The organism is Kitasatospora arboriphila, from assembly GCF_039528095.1.
Lineage (GTDB): Bacteria > Actinomycetota > Actinomycetes > Streptomycetales > Streptomycetaceae > Kitasatospora > Kitasatospora arboriphila.
The window spans coordinates 68,239-87,692 of sequence record NZ_BAAALD010000011.1; the positions used below are offsets into that span (position 1 = coordinate 68,239).

Below are 19,454 nucleotides of genomic sequence, written 5' to 3' on the forward strand. Positions count from 1 at the left end.
CTCCTTTAAAACGGATTCGCCTGAAGGGACCCATTCTCGTAGAAGTCAATCTTAGATAACAGATTTGCCCCCCTCAGCTGAGCCACCTCATATGCTACCGGCCCCCCGACCCCCTTGTCCCCCAAGTCGGCAAGAGTGGTAATTCTCTGATGAAGCGAAGCCCCGGATCCCAGCCCCAAGCGTTCCGCCGAGAGTCCGTCCATGTAGAAATCGAACTTCACAAACGGGCTACTTCCCTGCGCCTCCTTGATCGCATCAGCAAGAACACCTTCCCAGTCGAGTCCATTCTCCATCAGGTGCCACGCGCCTGTTCGATCTGCCTTCCCCACCAGATCTCGGGACGACAAACCCAGCGCGATCCTTACACCACAGTCTGAGTTATGAACCAGGATCGGCGTCGTCCCCGAAAGCACGTAGTACGTGTGAAGGTCTGCGATGGTGAGGTTGAAGGTGACCGCACGCTGGTGGTAATTGCGCACTGAGGTGACAGCGACTGTGGCACCGTCAGGCTGACGCAGTTCGTCACCAGCGTGCAGTTCCGAGGCGTCGGTCCACTGCCCGGTCGTTGCGTTCCAGAACGGGTGGTGCCACGTCGTGGTCAGGGTCTTCTTCTGGGGTTCGGTCTCCTTCGGTACGGAGGGCTGCGCCCCAGTGATGGCGAGATCCGTGAAGTCTTCGTCGTCCGGGGTCGTGATGGTCGCGATGACCGCCTTCGGCGCGGTGACGCCTGTTACTGGGTCGGTCGCGACCACCATGTCGCCGTCTTTGACCTCGCTGATCGGCTTGGTGCTGCCGTCAGCCATGAGGACCAAGGTGTCACCGGTGAAGCTGTTGCGGCGGAAGCAGGCCGCCGCGATGTCGTCGACTTCCCTGGCTGCCGTCTTGCCGTAGAACGCCTCGGCGGCGCGCCGTGCGACGGCGAGGCTGCCTCCGCCCAGGGCGAGGCTGCCGCCGGAAGCAATGTCGATTTCTCCCTCGACGGCCGCTACTGCTGCTCCGACGCAGACTTCGGGAGCGAGGACGCAGAAGGCGAGAGCGGTGAAGGCGGCCGCTGCCAGTTTCTGGCCGGGGCTGCCGGCGTCGAGCAGCCCGGCCTTGTCCGCCAGGTCGCACATGCCGCCGTAGTTGGGGGTGGGGCCGCCGGGGGTGAGGCAGACGTTCCGGGTCCACAGGCCGACTTGTTCCTGGTACGACCCGCTCCAGCCCCGGGCGGCGAGTTCCTTGGCAGTGGGGATGCGGATGCCCGCGACGTAGTGGTCTCCGTCGTGGCCGTCGTCCGCGTGGTGGGTCGTGCCCGAGGTGGTGTTGTGGACGTGGACGTGGTTCTCCACGTTCGTGGTGGATCCGTCGCGGTTGTAGCACGTCGTGGCCGCGCAGCCGGGGTGACCGTCGTTCCAGGCGGAGGTGGGGTTGTTGGTGCTGCAACCGTCGCAGAACAGTCCGCTGGGGTCACTGAGGTTGACGGGATTGTTGTTGCTGTAGGCGTAGGCGTTCCATTGCTGGGGGTTGTCAGTGGCGAGGACGGGGTCGGGGCTGAGGAAGCGACCGGTGGTGGGCTGGTACTGGCGGGCGCCGAGGGTGGTGAGCCCGGTGGTGTCGTCCTTGGTACCGCCGACGAACCCGTGCGTCCCGGCCCAGGTGGTGGGTTGGGTACCGCGGGGATTGCCGAAGGGGTCGCTGGCTCGGCGGGTCTCGGCGAGCGTCGTGGCGTCCAGGGCGAGGTTGCCCGTGCCGTGGTGGTCGGTGATCTGGTACGTGGATGTATTGCCCTGTCGGACCAGGGTCAGACCGGCGGGGATCTGGTAGTACCGGGTGCCGGTGGTCGTCTTGGTGGTGGTGTCGTACGTGAGTTCGTCGGCGCCGAGGGTGATGGTGGTCTTGCCGGGGTTTCGGCGAATGAGCTGGTTGCCGGTGGCGTCGTAGACGTAGGTGGTGGAGTTGTCGGGGACGGTCCACTTCTGGCCGGCCGGCACAGGGGTACCGCAGGCGGCGAGGACGACGTCGGTGCCGTTCGTGGTGGTGTCGCCGGGGACGGCGATGCACAGGTTGGCAGTGGCGTTGAGGATCGTGCCGTCCGCGCGTACGGCCCAGGTCTGTGTCGCGGCACCGTTGCAGGTCTGGAGCTGCACGGCCGAGCCGGCGGTGGCGCCCATGGCGGTCAGGCACTTGCCCATGAGCTTGAGGAGGTTGTCGGTGGTGGCGAACTTCTGAGCGCCGCTGGAGCTGCAGGTGGTGATCTCGGCCGGTGTGCCGGCAGCGCTGGAACCGTCCTGCGTGTAGAGGCACTTGGCGCCGATGCCCTGGATCTGGACGGCGGGCGTGTCGGCCTCGAGCTTCCCTTCGGTGTTCCAGGTGAAGTTGGTGATCCCGCTGCCGTAGGAGTACTGGGTCGCGGTGTTGCCCGCTGCGTCGTAGGTGCTGGTGGTATTGATGGCGGCGCCGTTGACCGTGGTGGTGGCGGCGGTCGGGGCGTGCGGCCCTCCGGCGCCGTTGCCACTGTTGACGGTGCCGTTGGCGGTGAACGTCTGAGAAGTGATCGCGTCCTTGGTCGTGTCACCGGCCGGGTCGTGCTGAACGAGTTGCTTCCGGTTGCCCGTGAGGTCGTAGCCGTACGTCTGCCAGTACGGGGCTGGGCCGCCGATGGTGGTCTTCCGGGGAGACTGCGCGCCGCTGGTGGGTGTGGCATTCGTGCACGAGCCCCGGCCACCGACCGCGGGTTGTGCCGCCTGAGAGAGACTGCCGGTGTCGGACCAGGCAGTGGTGAGCCGGCCGAGGTAGTCGTAGGTGAAGCACTGCAGGTCGGTGGCGGAGGGGGTGTTGTCGGGGACGGCGCGGATGGCGGTGATCCGGCCGGCGGGGTCGTAGGCGTAAGTGGTCTGTTGGACGGCGCCGGTGCTGGCGGTCTGCTTGTCGACGTACTGGGCGAGTTGGCGACCGGTGGGCTCGTCGAACGTGTTGGTGACGACGATCTGGGTGCCCCACGGGTTGAGTGTGGCGCGGATCGGTCGGCCGTAGGCGTCGTAGTCGTTGGAGAGGTCGTAGGTGAAGCCGGGGCTGCCGTACGACTGGAGGGTGCCGGCGGTGTCGTAGTTGTAGTTGACCTGCTCGGCGGCGATGTCGGCGACCGCCGGGCGGGCGTCCTTCAGGAGCAGCCCGGTGCCCGGGTCGTAGACGGCGGCGTAGGTGTAGGTGAGCGGCGCGGCCGACCCGATCTCCGATCCGGGGATGGTGATGGTCGTCCTGGTCGGCTGGTACGCGGTGTTGTAGGCGAGGACCGAGGTGGTGTACGCGGCGCCAGATGATCCGCCCACGTATCGCGTGGAGGTGGCCGGCTGTCCCTTGACGACCGTGTCGTAGGTGAAGGCGGTGAGCTGCTTGGTCGGGTCGCCGGCGGTCCCTGCGTAGGAGGCGGTCGGGCGGCCGAGCAGGTCGTAGGTGTGGGTTATGGTCTGGCCGCGGGCATCGGTGGTGGCCGCGAGGCGGCCGTCCGAGTCGTAAGTCCTGGTGCTGGCACCGGCGTCGGGGTCGGTCGCGGTGGTCTGGCGGCCGCGCTGATCGTATCCGTAGGTCCAGGTGTTTCCCGCGGCGTCCGTGTGGCCGGCCGGCTGACCGGCGGACGTGTAGGTGTAGGTGGTGACGTCCGCATCGGCGCTGTTGCCCGTGGCGGTGGGGGTCTTGTACTGCCACAGCTGGACGGTACGACCGCGGGCGTCGGTGACGTTGGATGTCGGTGTCGCGCCGGTCGGCGGGGAGACATCGGTGCGATCGGCGCCGGGGTAGGCCGTCGTGGCGGTGGTCTGCACGGTGCCGTAGGCGATGAACTGGGTGGTCACCGGTCGGCCGAGGCCGTCGTACACGGTGTAGGTCTGGGCGGGGGCTTCCTGGGTGCTGTTGGTCTGGTACAGCGTGGCGGCGGGAGCGGTGTCGTTGTTGTACCAGGCGGCGTTGGACCGCAACACCCGGCCCTGGGAGTCGTAAGCCGTATCGGTGATCATCCGGCCGGTGTAGGCGCTGGATGCCGGGCTCGACTGGGTCTGGACGGGTCGCGCCAGGCCGTCCATGATCTGGATTGCCACCGTGCGGTTGTCGGCCTGGGCGGTCAGGCCGGACAGGGTCGTGGTGGTGACGGTCGGCGGGACCGCACGGTTGTCGACGACGCCGGGCACGGAGTAGGCGAACGTCTTGCTCGCAGTTGCGGCGGTGGCTCGTCCGGGTAGCCAAACTGCAGTGATCCGGCCGAGTGCGTCGTAGGTCTGCGTGGTGACCCTGCCGTTGGGATCGGTGACGGTCAGCGGCAGGGATCGGGCGGTGTCCAGTGTGGTGATGGCCGTACGCCCGGCAGCCGCGTCGCTGGCGCCGGCCGGCGCCGGGCTGGTGAGGGTGAGGGAGTTGGGCAGCTCGCCTGCGTTCGCTGCCGAGTAGGAGGTGGTTGTGGTGGCGCCGGCGCTGTGGGCGCTGTCTGTGGCGTGCGGGTCGGTGGTGCTCAGCCCCCGACCGTAGGAGTCGTAGGTGCTGGTCGCGGTGGTGGAGTAGACCGGGTTGCCGCCGCTGTCCCAGGACTCGAGCACCTGACTCGCGGTGACATCGCCGACGGTGCCCGTCTGGCCGTAGGCCAGGTTGTCGTACAGCGTCCGTGCACCGGAGACGGTGTTGGCTGCGGTGGCCGTGGCACTGCAGGCATTGGCACCGCTGACGACGACGGCCTGAGCGGACTGGCCGGTGCGCTGCGGGTCGGGGCCGGTGGCGTAGGCGTAGCGGGTGCACACGTCCGGAAGTCCGTCGGCCGTGTCGAGGGAGGTGAGCGGGCGGTTGTTGCGGGCGGAGTCGGTGGTGGTGGTCTTGGCCGTGGTGCGCCAGGTGCCGTCGGCCTTGAGCTCCTTGGCGAGGGCAGTGGCGGTGGTGGCGGAATAGCGGGCGACGAGCGGAGGCAGGGTGCCACGGTTGTGGGTGGCGGTGGTGACCGGACCGCTGCTGGTGTTGACCGTGTAGGCCGCGACGGTGCCGCCGACCTGGGTGTAGGTGTCGGTCTCCAACGTCTGGCCGGAGAGCCAGTCGGAGTCAGTGACCTGTCCGCTGTTGGGGCCGGCGACGGTGGCGCTGCGAGTACCGGTGGCGGTCTTGTCCCCGTCCATGCCCTGGTAGTAGGTGGTGGTGCTCTGGGCCTTGGGGCCGTCGTTGCCGCTGCCGGAGACGACGGTGACGGACGCGTAGCCGCGGAAGCCGTCCCAGGTGCGGTTCTTGTCCTCGGTCAACGGTGAGTCGTTGCGGTGCCAGGCCGCGTTGCCGTAGGTGTAGGCGGTGGTCATCGGCACCGCGCCGGGGGTGTTCGGGTTGACGGTGACGGTGTTGACCGGGTAGCGCAGGAACCAGTCGTCAACGGGATCGCTACCGGCGATCGCACCCGGTGGGCTCCATTTGACGTTGTAGCAGGAGCGCGTGTTGGTGTCGGCCGAGGGCGGCATGACGTTGTTGACCCGTGAGCAGCCGGCCGGTTTGTAGTCGACGCCGAGGGCACCGCCGGTCTCGGTGGTGACCAGCTGGATGCGGGGGCGGTTGTAGGCCGGAGGTGCAGGTACCAGGTTGGTGCCGTCCACCCTGTTGGGCAGCAGTACCGGGGTGAAGGAGACCGCGGGCAAGGTGATCGGTGTGGAGGATGCCTGGGTGTCCTTGCCTGTGTGCTGGACGGAGGCGAGCCAGGGGACCTGGGTGCTCTCGGTGGTGTTCTGCACGTTGACGAAGACGTGCTTCAGGGCGTAGGAATCCACATCCTGGTATGCGCCGCCGGCTCGGACCTGCGTGGTGATGGCGGTCAGCCACTTGGTGGTCCAGAACGTGGGCCCGTAGTTGGTGCAGGTGCCGGTGGCCCCGCACTGCTCGTCCAGGGGAACGTCCGGCCAGTTCGCTGCGTTCGCGGCCGTGCGCTGGGAGGGGTCGCACGCGCTGGCGGAGGTGACGCACCGCTCGCCCGAATTGAAGACGATCTTCGCGGCGGGCTTGTAGGAGCCGTTGGCGTTCAGCTGGTCGGCCAGCCGCTGTCCGTAGCCGATGGAGGACAGGACACCGGAGCGGGTGTACGAGGTGTTGGTGCCGGTGCCGTTGTTCTGACCACCGCCGCGGGCGTAGTGGTTGGCCTCGGGCGTGTAGGTGTAGGTGGTGAGGTTGCCGTGCGGGTCGACGGCGTAGTCGAGGTTCCACCGCCAACCCATCTGGCACCAGGAGGCCTTGCCCTTGGCGGGGTCGTAGCACGGGTCGCCGCTGTTGGGCGAGTACACCGGCACGGTCCAGGCGGAGCCGCTGTCGGGTCCGGTCCCGGTGGGAGTGCCGCTGCTGCTCGGAAGGTGGCTGAGGCCGAAGTAGTAGACGGTGCCACCCGTGTCCGTGACCTTGATGTAGGAGCCGTTCCACGTACCGTTGGTGGCTCCGGTGAGAAACTCGATCTTCGTACCGTCGTCGCCCTTGATCCGCCAGATGCAGTTGGACTGCTCCGCCGCGGCGGGCGTACTGCCCTGGCAGGAGGCGTCATCGGGGACGAGTTCGCCCGTGTGGCCCGCCAAGGACATCGTCAGATTGGCGCCGGCCCAGCATTGGTCGCCCGAAGTGGCGAGGCCGGCCTTGGAACACGGCTTGTAGGAGCGTTCGACGAAACCGGCGCTGTAGTCCCAACCGTCGCCGATCCAGGACGCCTGGGAGTTCGTCGCGGACGTCTTGCCGTCCACGGACGACGAGTCGTAGCCGAGTGCGACCCCGGGGACCGCACCGCCGAGCGTGGCTGGGCTCTGCACCGGATACGAGTAGGTGAAAGCGCCTGATGATCCTCCGCTGGTCCACGCCTGGGACGGATCCAGCGGCGTCGCCGCATAGGTGCCTGCGCCACCGGAGGAACCCGACACCGCGGCCACCACCATCGCGCCGCTTCCGGCTCCGGATGCCCCGGTCAGTGCCTGGACACGCGTACCGCTCGCGCCACCGCTGCCCGGCAGGGTGACGTCCGCGACCAGCTTCTTCGTGGCGGTGTCGTAGTGCGAGGGGAGCGGCGTCTGCTCGAGGCAGCCCTTGGCCTCCGGCGTGGTCAGGGAGCAGGCGGGCAGAGCGACCATGCGGGCACGGGCAGCCCAACCGGCGCCGTAGGCGGTGCCCAGGCGGGCGGTGTCGACGAAAACACGGACGGGTCGGGCTTCGGCCTTCTCCGTACGGGAGAGCGCGACGGCCAGACCTGAGATACCGGCCGCCCTGGCGGTCTTGGTGTCGGGGACGTCGATCTGGACGACCTGCTCACCGTCCGCCGCGGCGAGGGGCGCCAGAGCGACCGGGAGGCCCGCCGCCGACGCCTGGGGCCCGACGGGCACGGCGCTGTCGCGCTGGACCCCGAGCCGGGACTGCGGGGAGGCGGCCAGCTTCACGCTTGCATGCCCGTGGGTTGGCATGCTGACGAGCTTTGCCGGTATCCAGACCGGAGGAACCGGAAATACCGGTTCCGTCACCGCGACACCCGGAACGGGGTGCCCCTTCACCGAGGCCGTCTTGGGTAACTGCGTGTTCGGAGGCGCCCATTTGCGGGAGAAGTCCGGCCTGGCTGCCGCTGCTGCCGTCACGGGTGCGAGTAGCGATCCGATGAGTGCCGCCACTGCGACGACAGCCAGCCGTCGCTTCGCGCCGGGCCGTGCGCCTTGCGGACGCAGGAGCACCGATGCATGCGAAGTCGCCACAATCCCCCCATGCTGACTGATCGTCAATTGTCTTTCGCCACAGCAAAAAACATCCGCATCGTATCGCTCAACCTCACACGGCCGCTCAGATTTGACGCAGACCCTTCAATGTGATCCATCTCACTTCATCCGTAAACCAACCAACTCCTGCACAAGTCGGGCGCACATCGCAGATACCGGCTTGCCGCCACCATTTCCAGGCCGCAACCGTGTGGTGGACCTGCGCCCATCACGCGTTCGAGGCCTCTACCTTTCTGGGGGAATTGCGACCTTGTCCGGACAACGCCGCCCAAACGCCGCGCCCTCACGCGCCCTGATCGCCGCAACCGCCGCGCTGATCACAGCGCTCGCCGTGCCGGCCGCCCGTGCCGACACAGTCCCTGCCCCTTCCAGCGTCATGCCGTCGCAGCTCGACATCGAAGCCGCCACGGCCGAGCGGGCCGCAGAGCGACCGCCGGCCGACGAAACCGGGCAAGCTCTCGCACAGGCGAAATCGACCGGCCAGAAGGTTCCGATCGCATCGCTGACCACGGAGTTCAGCGAGACCGTCGCCACGCCGGCGGGGCATCTGGCCTTGACCAGTCACCCCGACCAGCAACGGGTCAAGAAGGGCGGCGTCTGGACGGCGCTCGACGCGAGCCTGACGGCGAATGCGGACGGAACGTTCTCGCCGAAGGCTGCGGCCGGTGAACTGGTGCTGTCCGAGGGCGGCAGCGGCCCGCTTGCAACGATGACCAGTCCGGACGGCAAGAAGCTGGCCTTGACCGCTCCGTTCACGCTGCCCCCACCGAGTGTCCAGGGCGACAGCCTGCTCTACCCGTCGGTGGCACCGGACATCGACCTGAAGGTCACCGCGACCAAGGCCGGTGGCCTGACCACGGTACTGGTCGTCAGGACGCAGACCGCTGCGGCCAATCCCGCGTTGAAGAACCTGCACTTCAACACCCTCGCCGACGGCGTCACCGTCACCAGCGACCAGGGTGGCAACCTGACGGCCAGCGGGTCCGACGGCAAGCCGCGCTGGCTCGCCCCGACCCCGAAGATGTGGGACAGCACTGCCCCTGCAACCGGCACGGTGAAGAGCGCACAGACCCGCTCCCCGGCGCGGAATGCGGGCGACGCGGACTCCACAATCGGCACCGCCGGTAAAGCATCGGCAACCAGCACCCCCGACGGACCCGGAGCCGGCGCCAGGACCGCGGAAATGCCGGTCACCGCGACCGCCGGTGGCATCAACCTGGCGCCCGACCAGGACCTGCTCGCCCACGGCACCGCCCCGTACTTCATCGACCCCGCCTGGGTTCCGTGGAGCACGGCGGCCAATGCCTGGACCTGGATACAGTCAGCCCACCCGACCACCACCAACTGGAACCGCACCGGCAGCTCCGATCAGGATCACCCCGGGGCGGGCGTCTGCGGGTACTACACGGCCGGCGGCAGTTGCTCGCCGTCCGACGTGCACCGCACGTTCTACCGGTTCAACACCAGCCCCCTGCACGGCGCGGTCTTCCACTACGCGAGGATGGACCTGCAGGAGTACGTCTCGGCCGACTGGTCCTGCACCAACACCTACCCGCTTGACCTGTACCTCACTGGTGCCATCGACGATACGACGAGCTGGGACCGAAAGCCCAGCACGATCGGCGGTGCGCTCGGCCGTCAGTGGGTCGGCGGTTCCGGCCACGGCAACTGCTACGACAACGTGCCGTTCAGCTACGACGTGACCGGAGCCCTGCAGCAGTACGGCGGCGACCACGACACGCTGACCTTCGGCCTGTACGGCGACGAGAGCAACCAGAACGGCTTCAAGCGCTTCACCTACCAGCCCTCGCTGTACGTGGAGTACGACCGGGTGCCCAACACCCCGACCAACCCGGGCGTCTCGCCCGCACCGAAGATCGTGAGCCCGTCGCAGACCACGCAGTCGTGCGGCAACGGCATCAGCGCCGCCTGGGGCTGGCTCGGCGCCGGCGCGGATCAGACCGGCGGAGTGACGATCAACTCGACCGTCTCCAGCCCGATCCAGAGCCGGCTCTACACCTGGAACCACATCTGGGACTACAACCTGCCCAACGCACCCGACGTGGACAGCGGCTACTCACCGGAGGTGACCAGCGGCGGCAACGCGCCGTTCACCGTCAAGCCCGGTGTGATCAAGGACGGGCACTCCTACGGCTACAGCATCATGGCCAGTGACAAGCTGCCCGGTGTGCCGTGGTCGGGTGCCACCCCGATGTGCTTCTTCAAGGTCGACACCACACCGCCCACTCTTTCCTTCCCCGCGACGGTCAACGACCCCGCCACGCAGTTCCCGCCCTCCGGCAACGGCCAGACACCGAAGATCTACGCCGGGCAGAGCGGCGCGGTACCGTTCAGCGCCGTCGACCCCAACCCCAGCGGCATGAACACCTCCGGCCAGGCCTGCCTACGCTGGAGCTGGGACCCACAGCTCGCCGGCGCGGCCTGGCAGTGCGGTGCGGCCATGCCCACCGGTCAGATCCCGAACGTCACCCCCGGCCACTGGGGCACCAACATCCTCTACGTCCAGGCCGAGGACAACGCCGGCAACCTCTCCGCGATCGCGCCGTACGCCTTCTACGTGCCGTGGAACCCCAACGGCCCGGCCCCGGTCTTCGGCGACGTGACCGGCGACGGCGTGCCCGACGTCCTCGCCCCGGACGCCGGCGGCAACCTGCGTGCCCACACCGTCCCCGGCAACCCCCAGGCCGGGGGTCCCACCACGCTGCTGGCGGCGAAGAAGGCCAGCTCCCCGAGCGGCGACTCCTGGGCCAACTACCGCACCACCCACCGCGGTAGCCTGCGCGGCGGCATGAACATCGACGACCTGATCGTCCACAAGGACGGCGCCGCCGCGCTGTACTACTACAAGAACCCCGGAAACACCGGGATCCCCGGCGTCTTCGACACGAAGCAGACCGTCTCCAAGCCTGTATGTGCGCCCCTGGCGGACCGTCCGGACAACTGCACCGGCTACAACGCCACGGACTGGTCGACCACCCTGCAGATCGCTGCCCTCGGCGACCCGGCCACCGGCGACCTCGACTCGGCCAAGAAGTTCCAGAACCGCACCGGCCTGCTCACCGTCGAGACCAACCCGGCCACCCAGGACGGCACCCTCTGGTTCTACCCCTCCTACAGCGACACCGCACTTGCCGCCCCCATCAAGATCAGCTCTGACGGCTGGAAGGGCTGGGAACTGATGTCCCCCGGTGACTGGGCGGGCCAAGGCCATCCCGGCCTGTGGGCGCGGAACTCGGGCAACGGCGATCTGCGCGGCTACACCTTCACCACCGGCACCGGCACGTACACCGACCCCGACCTCGGGACCCGGACCACCTACCCCACCCTCACCGACATCGCCACGAACACCCAGATCGGCAGTTGGGTGAACTCCTCGAGTTGGCCGCACGTGGGCTCCGACGGCGACCTCACCGGCAACGCCAACCCCACCCTGTGGGGCATCACCTCCGCCGGCGCCGTCCAGATCTGGACCGGACACCGCACCGGCACCACAACGGCCCCCGGCTACACCTGGACGACCGGTCCCGACACCGTCCTCAGCACCACGCTCGGCGCCGACCAGTGGCCGCTGACCGCGGCCAGCACCAACAACAGCACCGCCACCGACAGCAGCGGACTCAACCCCGCCACCATCACCGGCAGCGCCGCCTGGGAAGCCGACCACAAGGGCACCGTCAACGCCGCCATGACCCTCAACGGCAGCACCTACCTCAAGACCACCACCGCCTCGGTCGACACAAGCCAGAGCTACTCCGTCTCCGTCTGGGCCAAGATCAGCAACCTCAACGGCTACCAGACGCTCGTCACCCAGAACGCCAACACCCGCGGCGCGTACTACCTCCAGTACTCCCAGGCCTTCAACGCCTGGACCTTCGTCTCACCCTCCACCGACAACATCTCCCCGACCGCCTACCACACCGCCCACGCCACGGCCCCGCCCCAGACCGGCCAGTGGACCCACCTGGTGGCCACCTACGACGCCGCCACGCACGCCATGACGCTCTACGTCAACGGCCAGTTCGCCGGCGCCGGCACCAACCCCACCCCCTGGAACGCCGCCGGCCCCACCACCATCGGCGCCAACGCCACCACCCAGTACCCCGTCGACAACAAGACCACCGGCGCCGTCAGCGACGTCCGTACCTTCCCCTACGCTCTCACCCCGGCCCAGATCACCGCCCTCTACACCAGCTGAAACCGTCCAGTCGAAGGGCCTGCGGGAACCAACCCGCAGGCTCTCGATCCGTTCAGAGATCTTCTGGTTCTGGCGCCGAGAGACGCGTTCACACGCACGCAGCCCGGTGCATCGTCACCGCAGATGCGGAGCCTGTGACCCGCCACGGACGTCCTGCGACCACGCCGGGCAGGCAGCGGACCCGCAACGGTGCGACGTGGCTACCGTGGTGGCCACCGGTGCGCGCACTCGCCCTGTGGGCCGAGGGCACCGGCCGGCCGCCCTGGAGCTGAGCATCGGGCCTGCGCGGCAGCGGCCCTGACGACGCTTCCGGTGGCCGTCGCCGCCCGGCCCCGGCAGGACCGGGGCCGGGCCGTGCGAGACTTGATCATGACTGTGACCAATCCCTGGCTGGCCGGCCCGGCACCGAAGCAGCGGCTCGATCGCGAGCGGTTGGAGGAACGCATACTCAACCTGCTGTCCTCGCAGAACATGTGCGTGCTCGCGACGGCGGGGCCGGACGGGCCGCTCGCGACGCCGGTGCGGTACTTCCACCTCGGCTTCGCGGTGATGTTCTCCACGGCCGCCGGTTCGCCGAAGATGAGGAACCTGGCCGCGGACCCCCGGGCGTCGGTGGGGGTCTTCGCCCCGCTGGTCGGCCAGGCCAGCAGCCGGGGCGCACAGCTCTTCGGCCGGGCCCGGGTGCTGTCCGAGGGCGATCCCGGCTTCGACCGCTACTGGCCGGCCTTCCGCTGGCAGTCCGACCACGTCGAGCGCTCCCGCTCCCTCGACGAGCCGCCGACCGGGCCGATCGTGGTGATCGAGGCCGACCGGATCGTCTACACCGAACACTGGCTCCGGCGCGAGGGATTCGCGCCCCGCCAGTTCTGGACCCGGGCGGACGGCTAGGGCTTGCGGACGGGGTGACCGGGGGGCGGGACGGCTCTGCTCCGGCGGACGGGGATTCGCCGGACGATCACACGCACGAGTGACGTCACCCCCGTGCGCCCTTCCTACTCCCCCTCACTCTCCGTCACCGTGGCTCCCGGGCGGATCGCTCGGACACGTACCGATACCGGCCGCCTTCCTGTCACGATCTCCACATCTCGAGGAAACTGATCTGTCATCAGATGCGTTTATCACCGTGAACATGCCCAGCTGAACGGCGACGGAAGGGGGAGCACCGATGCGTACGCGCAGCTCGGTCACGGGCCTGTTGGCGGCCCTGCTCGGTCTCGCCCTGCTGCTGGGCGGGGGTGCCGCGGGGACGCTGAAGCCCCGTCAGTCCGTCCCGGCCGCGGCCTCCGCCAACGTCGCCGAGCACAAGGAGACGGAGAAGGAGCTGCCCGCGGGCGTGCCGTTGAGGCACGGCCCGCACGCCGTCGGCCGGCCCGCCCCGGGCGGCGGCGCCGCCCTGCGGCCGGTCGGCCAGCTCGTGGCGTCCGCTGCGGCGTCCGGCCACGACGCCCGTCCGAGGGCGCCGGGGGCTCCCCTCCCCTACCCGTCCAGACCCACCGGTGGGTCCACCGCCTCCGTGTACCAGGTCTTCCGCTGCTGAGCGGGCCCGCGGCCCGTTCTTCGGGCCCCGCCGCCCGGCCCGCTGCCGTACCGCGCTGATCCTCTCCGATCCGCGCCCGGCCGCTCCGCCGCACGCCCACGGCGACCGTCGCCGTTGCGGCGTGAAGACCTCGTCGACACCACGCCCCCGCGCCGAGGCGCGCCGGGGCCATGGAGGTATGCCCCGATGGACCCTTTGATCGACCGTGCCCGTTCGTTCCGCGACCGTGCCGCCCAGGACGGCCGGCAGTTCCTCGGCCTGGCGGCCGGGCAGTCCCCGCAGGCCCTGTTCATCACCTGCTCCGACTCACGGGTCGTCCCGTCGCTGATCACCGGCGCCGACCCCGGCGACCTGTTCGAACTGCGCACCGCGGGCAACATCGTCCCGCCGTACCGCACCGACCGCCCCTCCGGGGAGGCCGCCACCGTCGAGTACGCCGTGGAGGTGCTCGCCGTCCGCGACATCGTCGTCTGCGGCCACTCGCACTGCGGCGCGGTCGGCGCGGTCGTCCGCGGCGAGGACCTCAGTGCCGTGCCGGCCGTCCGCGGCTGGCTGGCGACCACCGACCGCACCGCCCTCGCCGGGCCCACCGAGGTCTTCGACCCCACGGTGGCCGGGCCGGTGCAACGGCACGTCCTCGCGCAGCTCGACCGGCTGCGCGCCTACCCGGGCGTCGCCCGGCGCACGGCCGCCCGTGAACTGCGGCTGCACGCCTGGTTCTACGAGGTGCACACCGGCCTCGTCCTGGCCCACCGGCCGGACGCCGACGCCTTCCTCCCGCTCTGAGCGGCCCTTGAGCCGGCCGTTCCACGACCGACCCACAGAGGACCTCATGTTGCGTACAACCGCATTCGACCCGCCCGCCCTCCGGGCGGACTTCGCGGCCTCCCTCGTCGTCTTCCTGGTGGCCCTGCCGCTCTGCGTCGGCGTCGCCGTCGCCTCCGGCGTGCCCGCCGAACTCGGCCTGGTCACCGGCATCGTCGGCGGCCTGCTGACCGGCCTGCTGCCCGGCAGCAGCCTCCAGGTGTCCGGGCCGGCCGCCGGCCTGACCGTACTCGTGTACGAGGCGGTCGCCGAGTTCGGCGTGGCCGCGCTCGGCGTCATCGTGCTCGCCGCCGGCCTGCTGCAGCTGCTGATGGGCGTGCTGAGACTGGGCCGCCTGTTCCGCGCCATCTCGGTGTCCGTGGTGCACGGCATGCTGGCCGGCATCGGCCTGGTGCTGATCGCCGGACAGCTCTACGCGCTGGCCGGCGCCAAGGCCCGCGGCAGCGGTCCGGCGAACATCGCCGGACTGCCCGGCCTGGTCGCCGACACCGCCCGCTCCTCCACCGGCCTCGCCTCGCTCGCCGTCGGCGCCGGCACCGTGGCGGTGCTGGTGCTGTGGAAGAAGCTGCCCGCCAAGGCCAGGGCGCTGCCGGCGCAGCTCGCCGCGGTCGGCCTGGCCACCGCGGTCGTCGCGGTGCTCGGCCTGCCGGTGGCCAAGGTGGAGGTGAAGGGCCTGCTCGGGGTGATCGAGCCGCCGTCCGCCTCCGGCCTCGCGGTGCTCGCCGACGCCGGGGCGATCGCCACCGTCCTGGCGTTCACGCTGATCGCCTCGGCGGAGAGCCTGTTCAGCGCCGCCGCGGTGGACCGGCTGCACGACGGCCCGCGCACCGACTACGACAAGGAGCTGATCGCCCAGGGCGCCGGCAACACCCTGTGCGGTCTGCTCGGCGCCCTGCCGATGACCGCCGTCATCGTCCGCAGCGCCGCCAACGTCCAGGCCGGCGCCCGGACCAAGGCCTCCCGCGTCATGCACGGCGTCTGGCTGCTGCTGTTCGCCGCACTGCTGCCCGCCGCACTCGGGGTGATCCCGCTCGCCGCACTGGCCGGCGTCCTGGTGCACGCGGGGTGCAAGCTGCTGCCCGTCTCCGCGATCCGGCCGCTGTGGCGCTCGCACCGCGGCGAGGCCGTGGTGCTGGTGGCCACGGCCGTCGCGATCGTCGCCACCAACATGTTCGAGGGCGTGCTGCTCGGCCTCGTCCTCGCGGTGCTGAAGACGGCGTGGGAGACCTCCTCGGTGCACCTGGAGGTCACGGACACCGCCGACGGCCCGATCCGGGTCGCGATCCTCGGCAACGCCACCTTCCTGCGGCTGCCGCGCATCCTGGACACCCTGGAGGCGCTGCCCCGGGACCGCGCGATCGAACTCGACCTGAGCGCGCTGCGCCACCTCGACCACGCCTGCCGCACGGCGCTGCAGGACTGGGCGGGCCGGCACAACGAGTTCGGGGTCGACCCGGTGCACGCGCCCGCGCTGCGCTGAGCCCGCCGCCCGCCGTGCCGCCGACCGCCACGGCCGCGGCACGGCGGGCCGCTCGCCCGCGTACGGGCCTCAGTCCTCCGCGGGCGGGATGTTCTGGTTGAGACGGAACAGGTTGCCCGGGTCCCATCGCCGCTTCAGTGCGCGCAGCCGTCGGTACTTGGCGGCGCCGTACGCCTGCTCGATCCGCGAATCGCCTTCGTCCATCAGGAAGTTGACGTACACGCCGGTGTGGTGCCGGGTCAGCGCCGACCAGAAGTCGCGGACCCACTCCCGTTCCTCCTCGAAGCCCTCGGGGCCGGCGCAGCTGCCGTTGATGTTGAAGGTGTGCCCGGCCGAACGGCCGCTGAAGGCGGTGTCGTCCTCGCCGGTGCGGGAGATCGCACCGCCGAGGTGGAAGATCGGGAAGCTGGTCAGCGGCGAGCGGATCCCGCGGACCCGGTCGTCGGTGATCTCGATGATCTCGTCGGTGAGTTCGGCGGTGTCGAAGGACTTGAAGTAGTACCAGCGGCGTCGCGGATAGGACGGGTCGAGCATCGCCTGGTGCTCGGTGAAGGGCTTCGCCCGGCACAGGTCGGCGACCGGCGGGCCGAAGCGGCGCAGCGGGCGCAGCACCCGCTCGCCCTCGTCGAGGTCGCCCGTCCAGCAGCAGATGACGACGGCGATCGGCCGGCCGTGCCACTCGGAGGGGATCTCGGGCAGCGGCAGGGCCTTGCGGTGCACGACCGCGGTGGTGAGCCCGTCGGGCACGTCGGCGATCCACTCGCGGTAGAAGCGCAGCAGCCGGGCGGAGTCCGCGGCGTCCCAGATGATCGGGCCGGCGAGGACGGCCGGGCCGACCGGATTGAGCCGGAACTCGAACTCGGTGACGATGCCGAAGTTCCCGCCGCCGCCGCGGACGCCCCAGAACAGGTCGGGGTTCTCGTTCTCGCTCGCCCGGACGTAGCCGCCTTCGGCGGTGACCAGGTCGACCGAGAGCAGTTGGTCGATCGTCAGGCCGTGGCGGCGCATCAGCCAGCCGATGCCGCCGCCGAGGGTGAGGCCGGCGAGCCCGGTGTGGGTGACGATCCCGGCGGGCACGGCCTGACCGAACTGCTGGGTCTCGTGGTCGAGTTCGCCGAGCAGCACGCCTGCCTGGACGCGGGCGGTGCGGGCCTCCGGGTCGATCCGGATGCCCTTGAGCCGGGACAGGTCGGCGACCAGTCCGCCGTCGCAGAGCGACTGGCCGGGGAAGCTGTGGCCGCCGCTGCGGACGGCGAACGGCACCCCGGTGGCGGCGGCGTGGCGGACGGCGGCGATGACGTCGGCGACCCCGGCGCAGTAGGCGATCGCCGCGGGTCTGCGGTCGACGGAGCCGTTCCAGATCTGCCGGGCCAGGTCGTAGCCGGGGTCAGCCGGCGTCACCAGGTCGCCGCGGAGGGCGGCGGCGAGGCCGTCGGTCTCCGGGTCGGGCGGCGGCGCCGCGCGGTCGGTCGTGCCTGTGCCGGTCACCGTGTCCATGGCCACTCCCGTCTCGGGCGGCCCCCCGCCTCCCCAGTCTGGCACCGGGCCCGCCGCTGCACCGTCCGGTCCGCCACGGGCCCGGTCAGCCGACGTCCGGCCCGCCACCGTGCGGCCCGCCGCCGTCCGCTCCGGCGGCCTCAGCCCTGCGGGCCCACGTCCCTGACGTACAGCAGCCCGTCCACGGCGGCCAGGTGGGCCGGGTCGAGCGGGGCGTAGCCGAACCAGGGGGATTCCCGGGGTGCGGGCGGCGTCCCGGTGAGGGCGGCGGCCAGCCCGCGGGCATCGACGAGGACGCGGTCGTCCGGGAGTGCGTGCAGGAGTCCTTCGACGGTGTCCGGCGGCGGGGTGTCCACGCCGCGGTGCCGGATCGTGCCGAGGGCGGTGTGGACGAAGGCGTAGTCGGCGCCGGGGCGGGCGGCGACCAGCGCTCCGGCGCTCCACCACTCCAGCCGTACGCCGCCCATCCGCATGCTGCTCCTCTCCCGCTGCAGATGGCTGTTGTGGGCGAAGACCAGCACCGGGCCGCGTTCGGCGAGGGCGAGCAGGTTGTCGGCCATCATCGCGCCGCGCAGGCCGATCAGGCGGGCCATCCGGCCGGGCGAGGTGTCGGCCGTCCAGTGGTGGTAGCGCAGCAGGCCGACGGCGGTACGCGCGTACAGGCGGGCGCGGTCCCACTCCTCGCTCGGGTCCCGCTCCTCGCTCGGGGGCGCTGTGGCCAGCTGCGGGGTGAGGGTGTCGAGCAGCGCCACCAGGTCGTCGGCGATCAGCCTCAGCTGCGCCGCCTCGGCGGACTGACCCGCCGAGCGGGTCGGGTCCATCATCGCGGCGGGCTCCGTCCACCGGTCGTCGGCGCCGAGCAGCCGGTCGAGCGTCGCCGCGGTGCACGGGAGCAGGTCCGGGTCCGCGTGTTCCGCGAGGTGGCGGTGGAGCGCGGTGAGGGCCGTGCGGGGGCTCTCGGCCCCGGTGATCTCCAGCGGGCCGTCGAATCCGGCGAAGCGCACCTGCTCGGCGGCGGGCCGGCCCTCGTTGTGGGCGCGCATCCAGCGGACGAGCTCGCGGTTGGCCGCTGAGGCCCCGAACCCGTGGCTGAAGCCGTGCGCCACGGCCTCGTCGAGGGTGCCGGCGCCGGTGGTGACGTACGCGTCGACGCGCAGGCCGGCGAGGCAGTCGCTCTCGATCGCGATCGTCCGATAGCCCTCCTGTTCCACGAGCTGCCGGAAGAGCAGGTTGCGCAGGTCGAGCAGGTCGTCCTCGCCGTGCGTCGGCTCGCCCAGGGCGAGCATCCGCGGCCGGGACGGCAGCAGCGCCAGCAGCGCGGCAGCGTCGACCGGGCGGACGGATTCCTTGATGTCAGTCGCCATGCGTTCAACGGTATCGTTGAAGCTTCGGTTGAAACTTTTCCCCGACACCACCAGGGTCATGGCACGAAACCTTCAAAGCGGTGAGCGGCTCCGGCCGGTCGACCTGGCGCGCGGGCACGGGCTGTCCACGCAGGCGGTCCGGAACTACGAGGAGGCCGGGATCCTGCCGGCCGCCGAGCGCAGCCAGCACGGCTACCGCAGCTACACCCCGCTGCACGCGGCGGCGCTGCGCGCCTTCCTCGCCCTGCTGCCCGGGCACGGCCACCGGACGGCGACGGCGGTCATGCAGGCCGTGAACGCGGGCGCGGACGAGGAGGCCTTCCGGCTGATCGACGAAAGCCACGTCCAGCTCCTCGGCGACCGGCAGACCCTCCGCGCGGTGGAGGACGCGCTCCGCGGCCTGGCTCCGGCGGCCGCGGAGGGTCGTGCCGGGCCGTCGGACGGACCCGGAGCCGTCCGCGCGCGCGGCACGTTCATCGGGCCGCTCGCGGAGGAGCTCGGCCTCCGGCCCGCGACGCTGCGCGCCTGGGAGCGGGCCGGGCTGGTGCGTCCGCGCCGCGACCCGCTGACCGGGTACCGGGTGTACGACGAGGCGGACGTGCGGGACGTCCGCCTCGTCCACCAGCTCAGGCGCGGCGGCCACCTGCTGGAGCGGATCGCCCCGCTGATCGCCCAGGTGCGGGCGGCCGGCGGGCTGGAGCCGCTGGAGGCGACGCTGCAGGACTGGCACGCCCGGCTGGCCGCCCGCGGACGGGCGATGCTGGTCGGGGCGGCCGCGCTGGAGGCGTACCTGCGGGCCCGCGGCTGA

The 19,454-nt window shown here is 70.6% G+C and carries 9 protein-coding genes; 6 read left to right on the forward strand and 3 right to left on the reverse strand.

Annotation, left to right across the window (positions count from 1 at the left end):
* Positions 1-5: 5 nt before the first annotated feature.
* Positions 6-7,424: a ricin-type beta-trefoil lectin domain protein gene (locus ABD353_RS08870; protein WP_344622936.1), complete on the reverse strand. Its 7,419-nt coding sequence runs from the start codon at positions 7,422-7,424 to the stop codon at positions 6-8.
* An 856-nt stretch (positions 7,425-8,280) separates the two neighbouring features.
* On the opposite strand from ABD353_RS08870, the gene ABD353_RS08875 reads away from it, so the two are divergent.
* The 5 genes from ABD353_RS08875 (at position 8,281) to ABD353_RS08895 (ending at position 15,785) form a co-directional block, all read left to right on the forward strand.
* Positions 8,281-11,943 carry a LamG-like jellyroll fold domain-containing protein gene (locus ABD353_RS08875; protein ID WP_344622937.1) on the forward strand — a complete coding sequence of 1,221 codons (3,663 nt, stop codon included), beginning with the start codon at positions 8,281-8,283 and terminating at the stop codon, positions 11,941-11,943.
* 369 nt (positions 11,944-12,312) lie between these two features.
* Positions 12,313-12,831 (forward strand): pyridoxamine 5'-phosphate oxidase family protein, encoded by a 519-nt coding sequence (locus ABD353_RS08880; RefSeq protein ID WP_344622938.1) that lies wholly within the window; start codon positions 12,313-12,315, stop codon positions 12,829-12,831.
* Positions 12,832-13,108: 277 nt separating this feature from the next.
* The gene (locus tag ABD353_RS08885) at positions 13,109-13,480 is read left to right on the forward strand and encodes a hypothetical protein (RefSeq protein ID WP_344622939.1); all 372 of its coding nucleotides are present in this window, start codon (positions 13,109-13,111) and stop codon (positions 13,478-13,480) included.
* A gap of 186 nt (positions 13,481-13,666) precedes the next feature.
* Complete coding sequence (locus tag ABD353_RS08890) at positions 13,667-14,266, forward strand: carbonic anhydrase (RefSeq protein WP_344622940.1); 600 nt, start codon at positions 13,667-13,669, stop codon at positions 14,264-14,266.
* Positions 14,267-14,312: 46 nt separating this feature from the next.
* Positions 14,313-15,785 (forward strand): SulP family inorganic anion transporter, encoded by a 1,473-nt coding sequence (locus ABD353_RS08895; RefSeq protein WP_425555104.1) that lies wholly within the window; start codon positions 14,313-14,315, stop codon positions 15,783-15,785.
* Between the two features lie 69 nt (positions 15,786-15,854).
* On the opposite strand, the gene ABD353_RS08900 is transcribed toward ABD353_RS08895, so the two are convergent.
* On the reverse strand, positions 15,855-17,282 hold the full coding sequence (locus ABD353_RS08900; RefSeq protein WP_344622942.1) for an FAD-binding oxidoreductase: 1,428 nt from the start codon (positions 17,280-17,282) through the stop codon (positions 15,855-15,857).
* A 140-nt stretch (positions 17,283-17,422) separates the two neighbouring features.
* Positions 17,423-18,646: an erythromycin esterase family protein gene (locus tag ABD353_RS08905; protein WP_344622943.1), complete on the reverse strand. Its 1,224-nt coding sequence runs from the start codon at positions 18,644-18,646 to the stop codon at positions 17,423-17,425.
* Positions 18,647-18,704: 58 nt separating this feature from the next.
* On the opposite strand from ABD353_RS08905, the gene ABD353_RS08910 reads away from it, so the two are divergent.
* The gene (locus tag ABD353_RS08910) at positions 18,705-19,454 is read left to right on the forward strand and encodes a TioE family transcriptional regulator (protein ID WP_344622944.1); all 750 of its coding nucleotides are present in this window, start codon (positions 18,705-18,707) and stop codon (positions 19,452-19,454) included.

Coding starts and splice junctions, on each gene's coding strand:
- ABD353_RS08870 (WP_344622936.1), bottom strand. CDS start 7,424: ATGCCAACCCACGGGCATGCAAGCGTGAAGCTGGCCGCCTCCCCGCAG.
- ABD353_RS08880 (WP_344622938.1), top strand. CDS start 12,313: ATGACTGTGACCAATCCCTGGCTGGCCGGCCCGGCACCGAAGCAGCGG.
- ABD353_RS08885 (WP_344622939.1), top strand. CDS start 13,109: ATGCGTACGCGCAGCTCGGTCACGGGCCTGTTGGCGGCCCTGCTCGGT.
- ABD353_RS08890 (WP_344622940.1), top strand. CDS start 13,667: ATGGACCCTTTGATCGACCGTGCCCGTTCGTTCCGCGACCGTGCCGCC.
- ABD353_RS08895 (WP_425555104.1), top strand. CDS start 14,313: ATGTTGCGTACAACCGCATTCGACCCGCCCGCCCTCCGGGCGGACTTC.
- ABD353_RS08900 (WP_344622942.1), bottom strand. CDS start 17,282: ATGGACACGGTGACCGGCACAGGCACGACCGACCGCGCGGCGCCGCCG.
- ABD353_RS08905 (WP_344622943.1), bottom strand. CDS start 18,646: ATGGCGACTGACATCAAGGAATCCGTCCGCCCGGTCGACGCTGCCGCG.
- ABD353_RS08910 (WP_344622944.1), top strand. CDS start 18,705: ATGGCACGAAACCTTCAAAGCGGTGAGCGGCTCCGGCCGGTCGACCTG.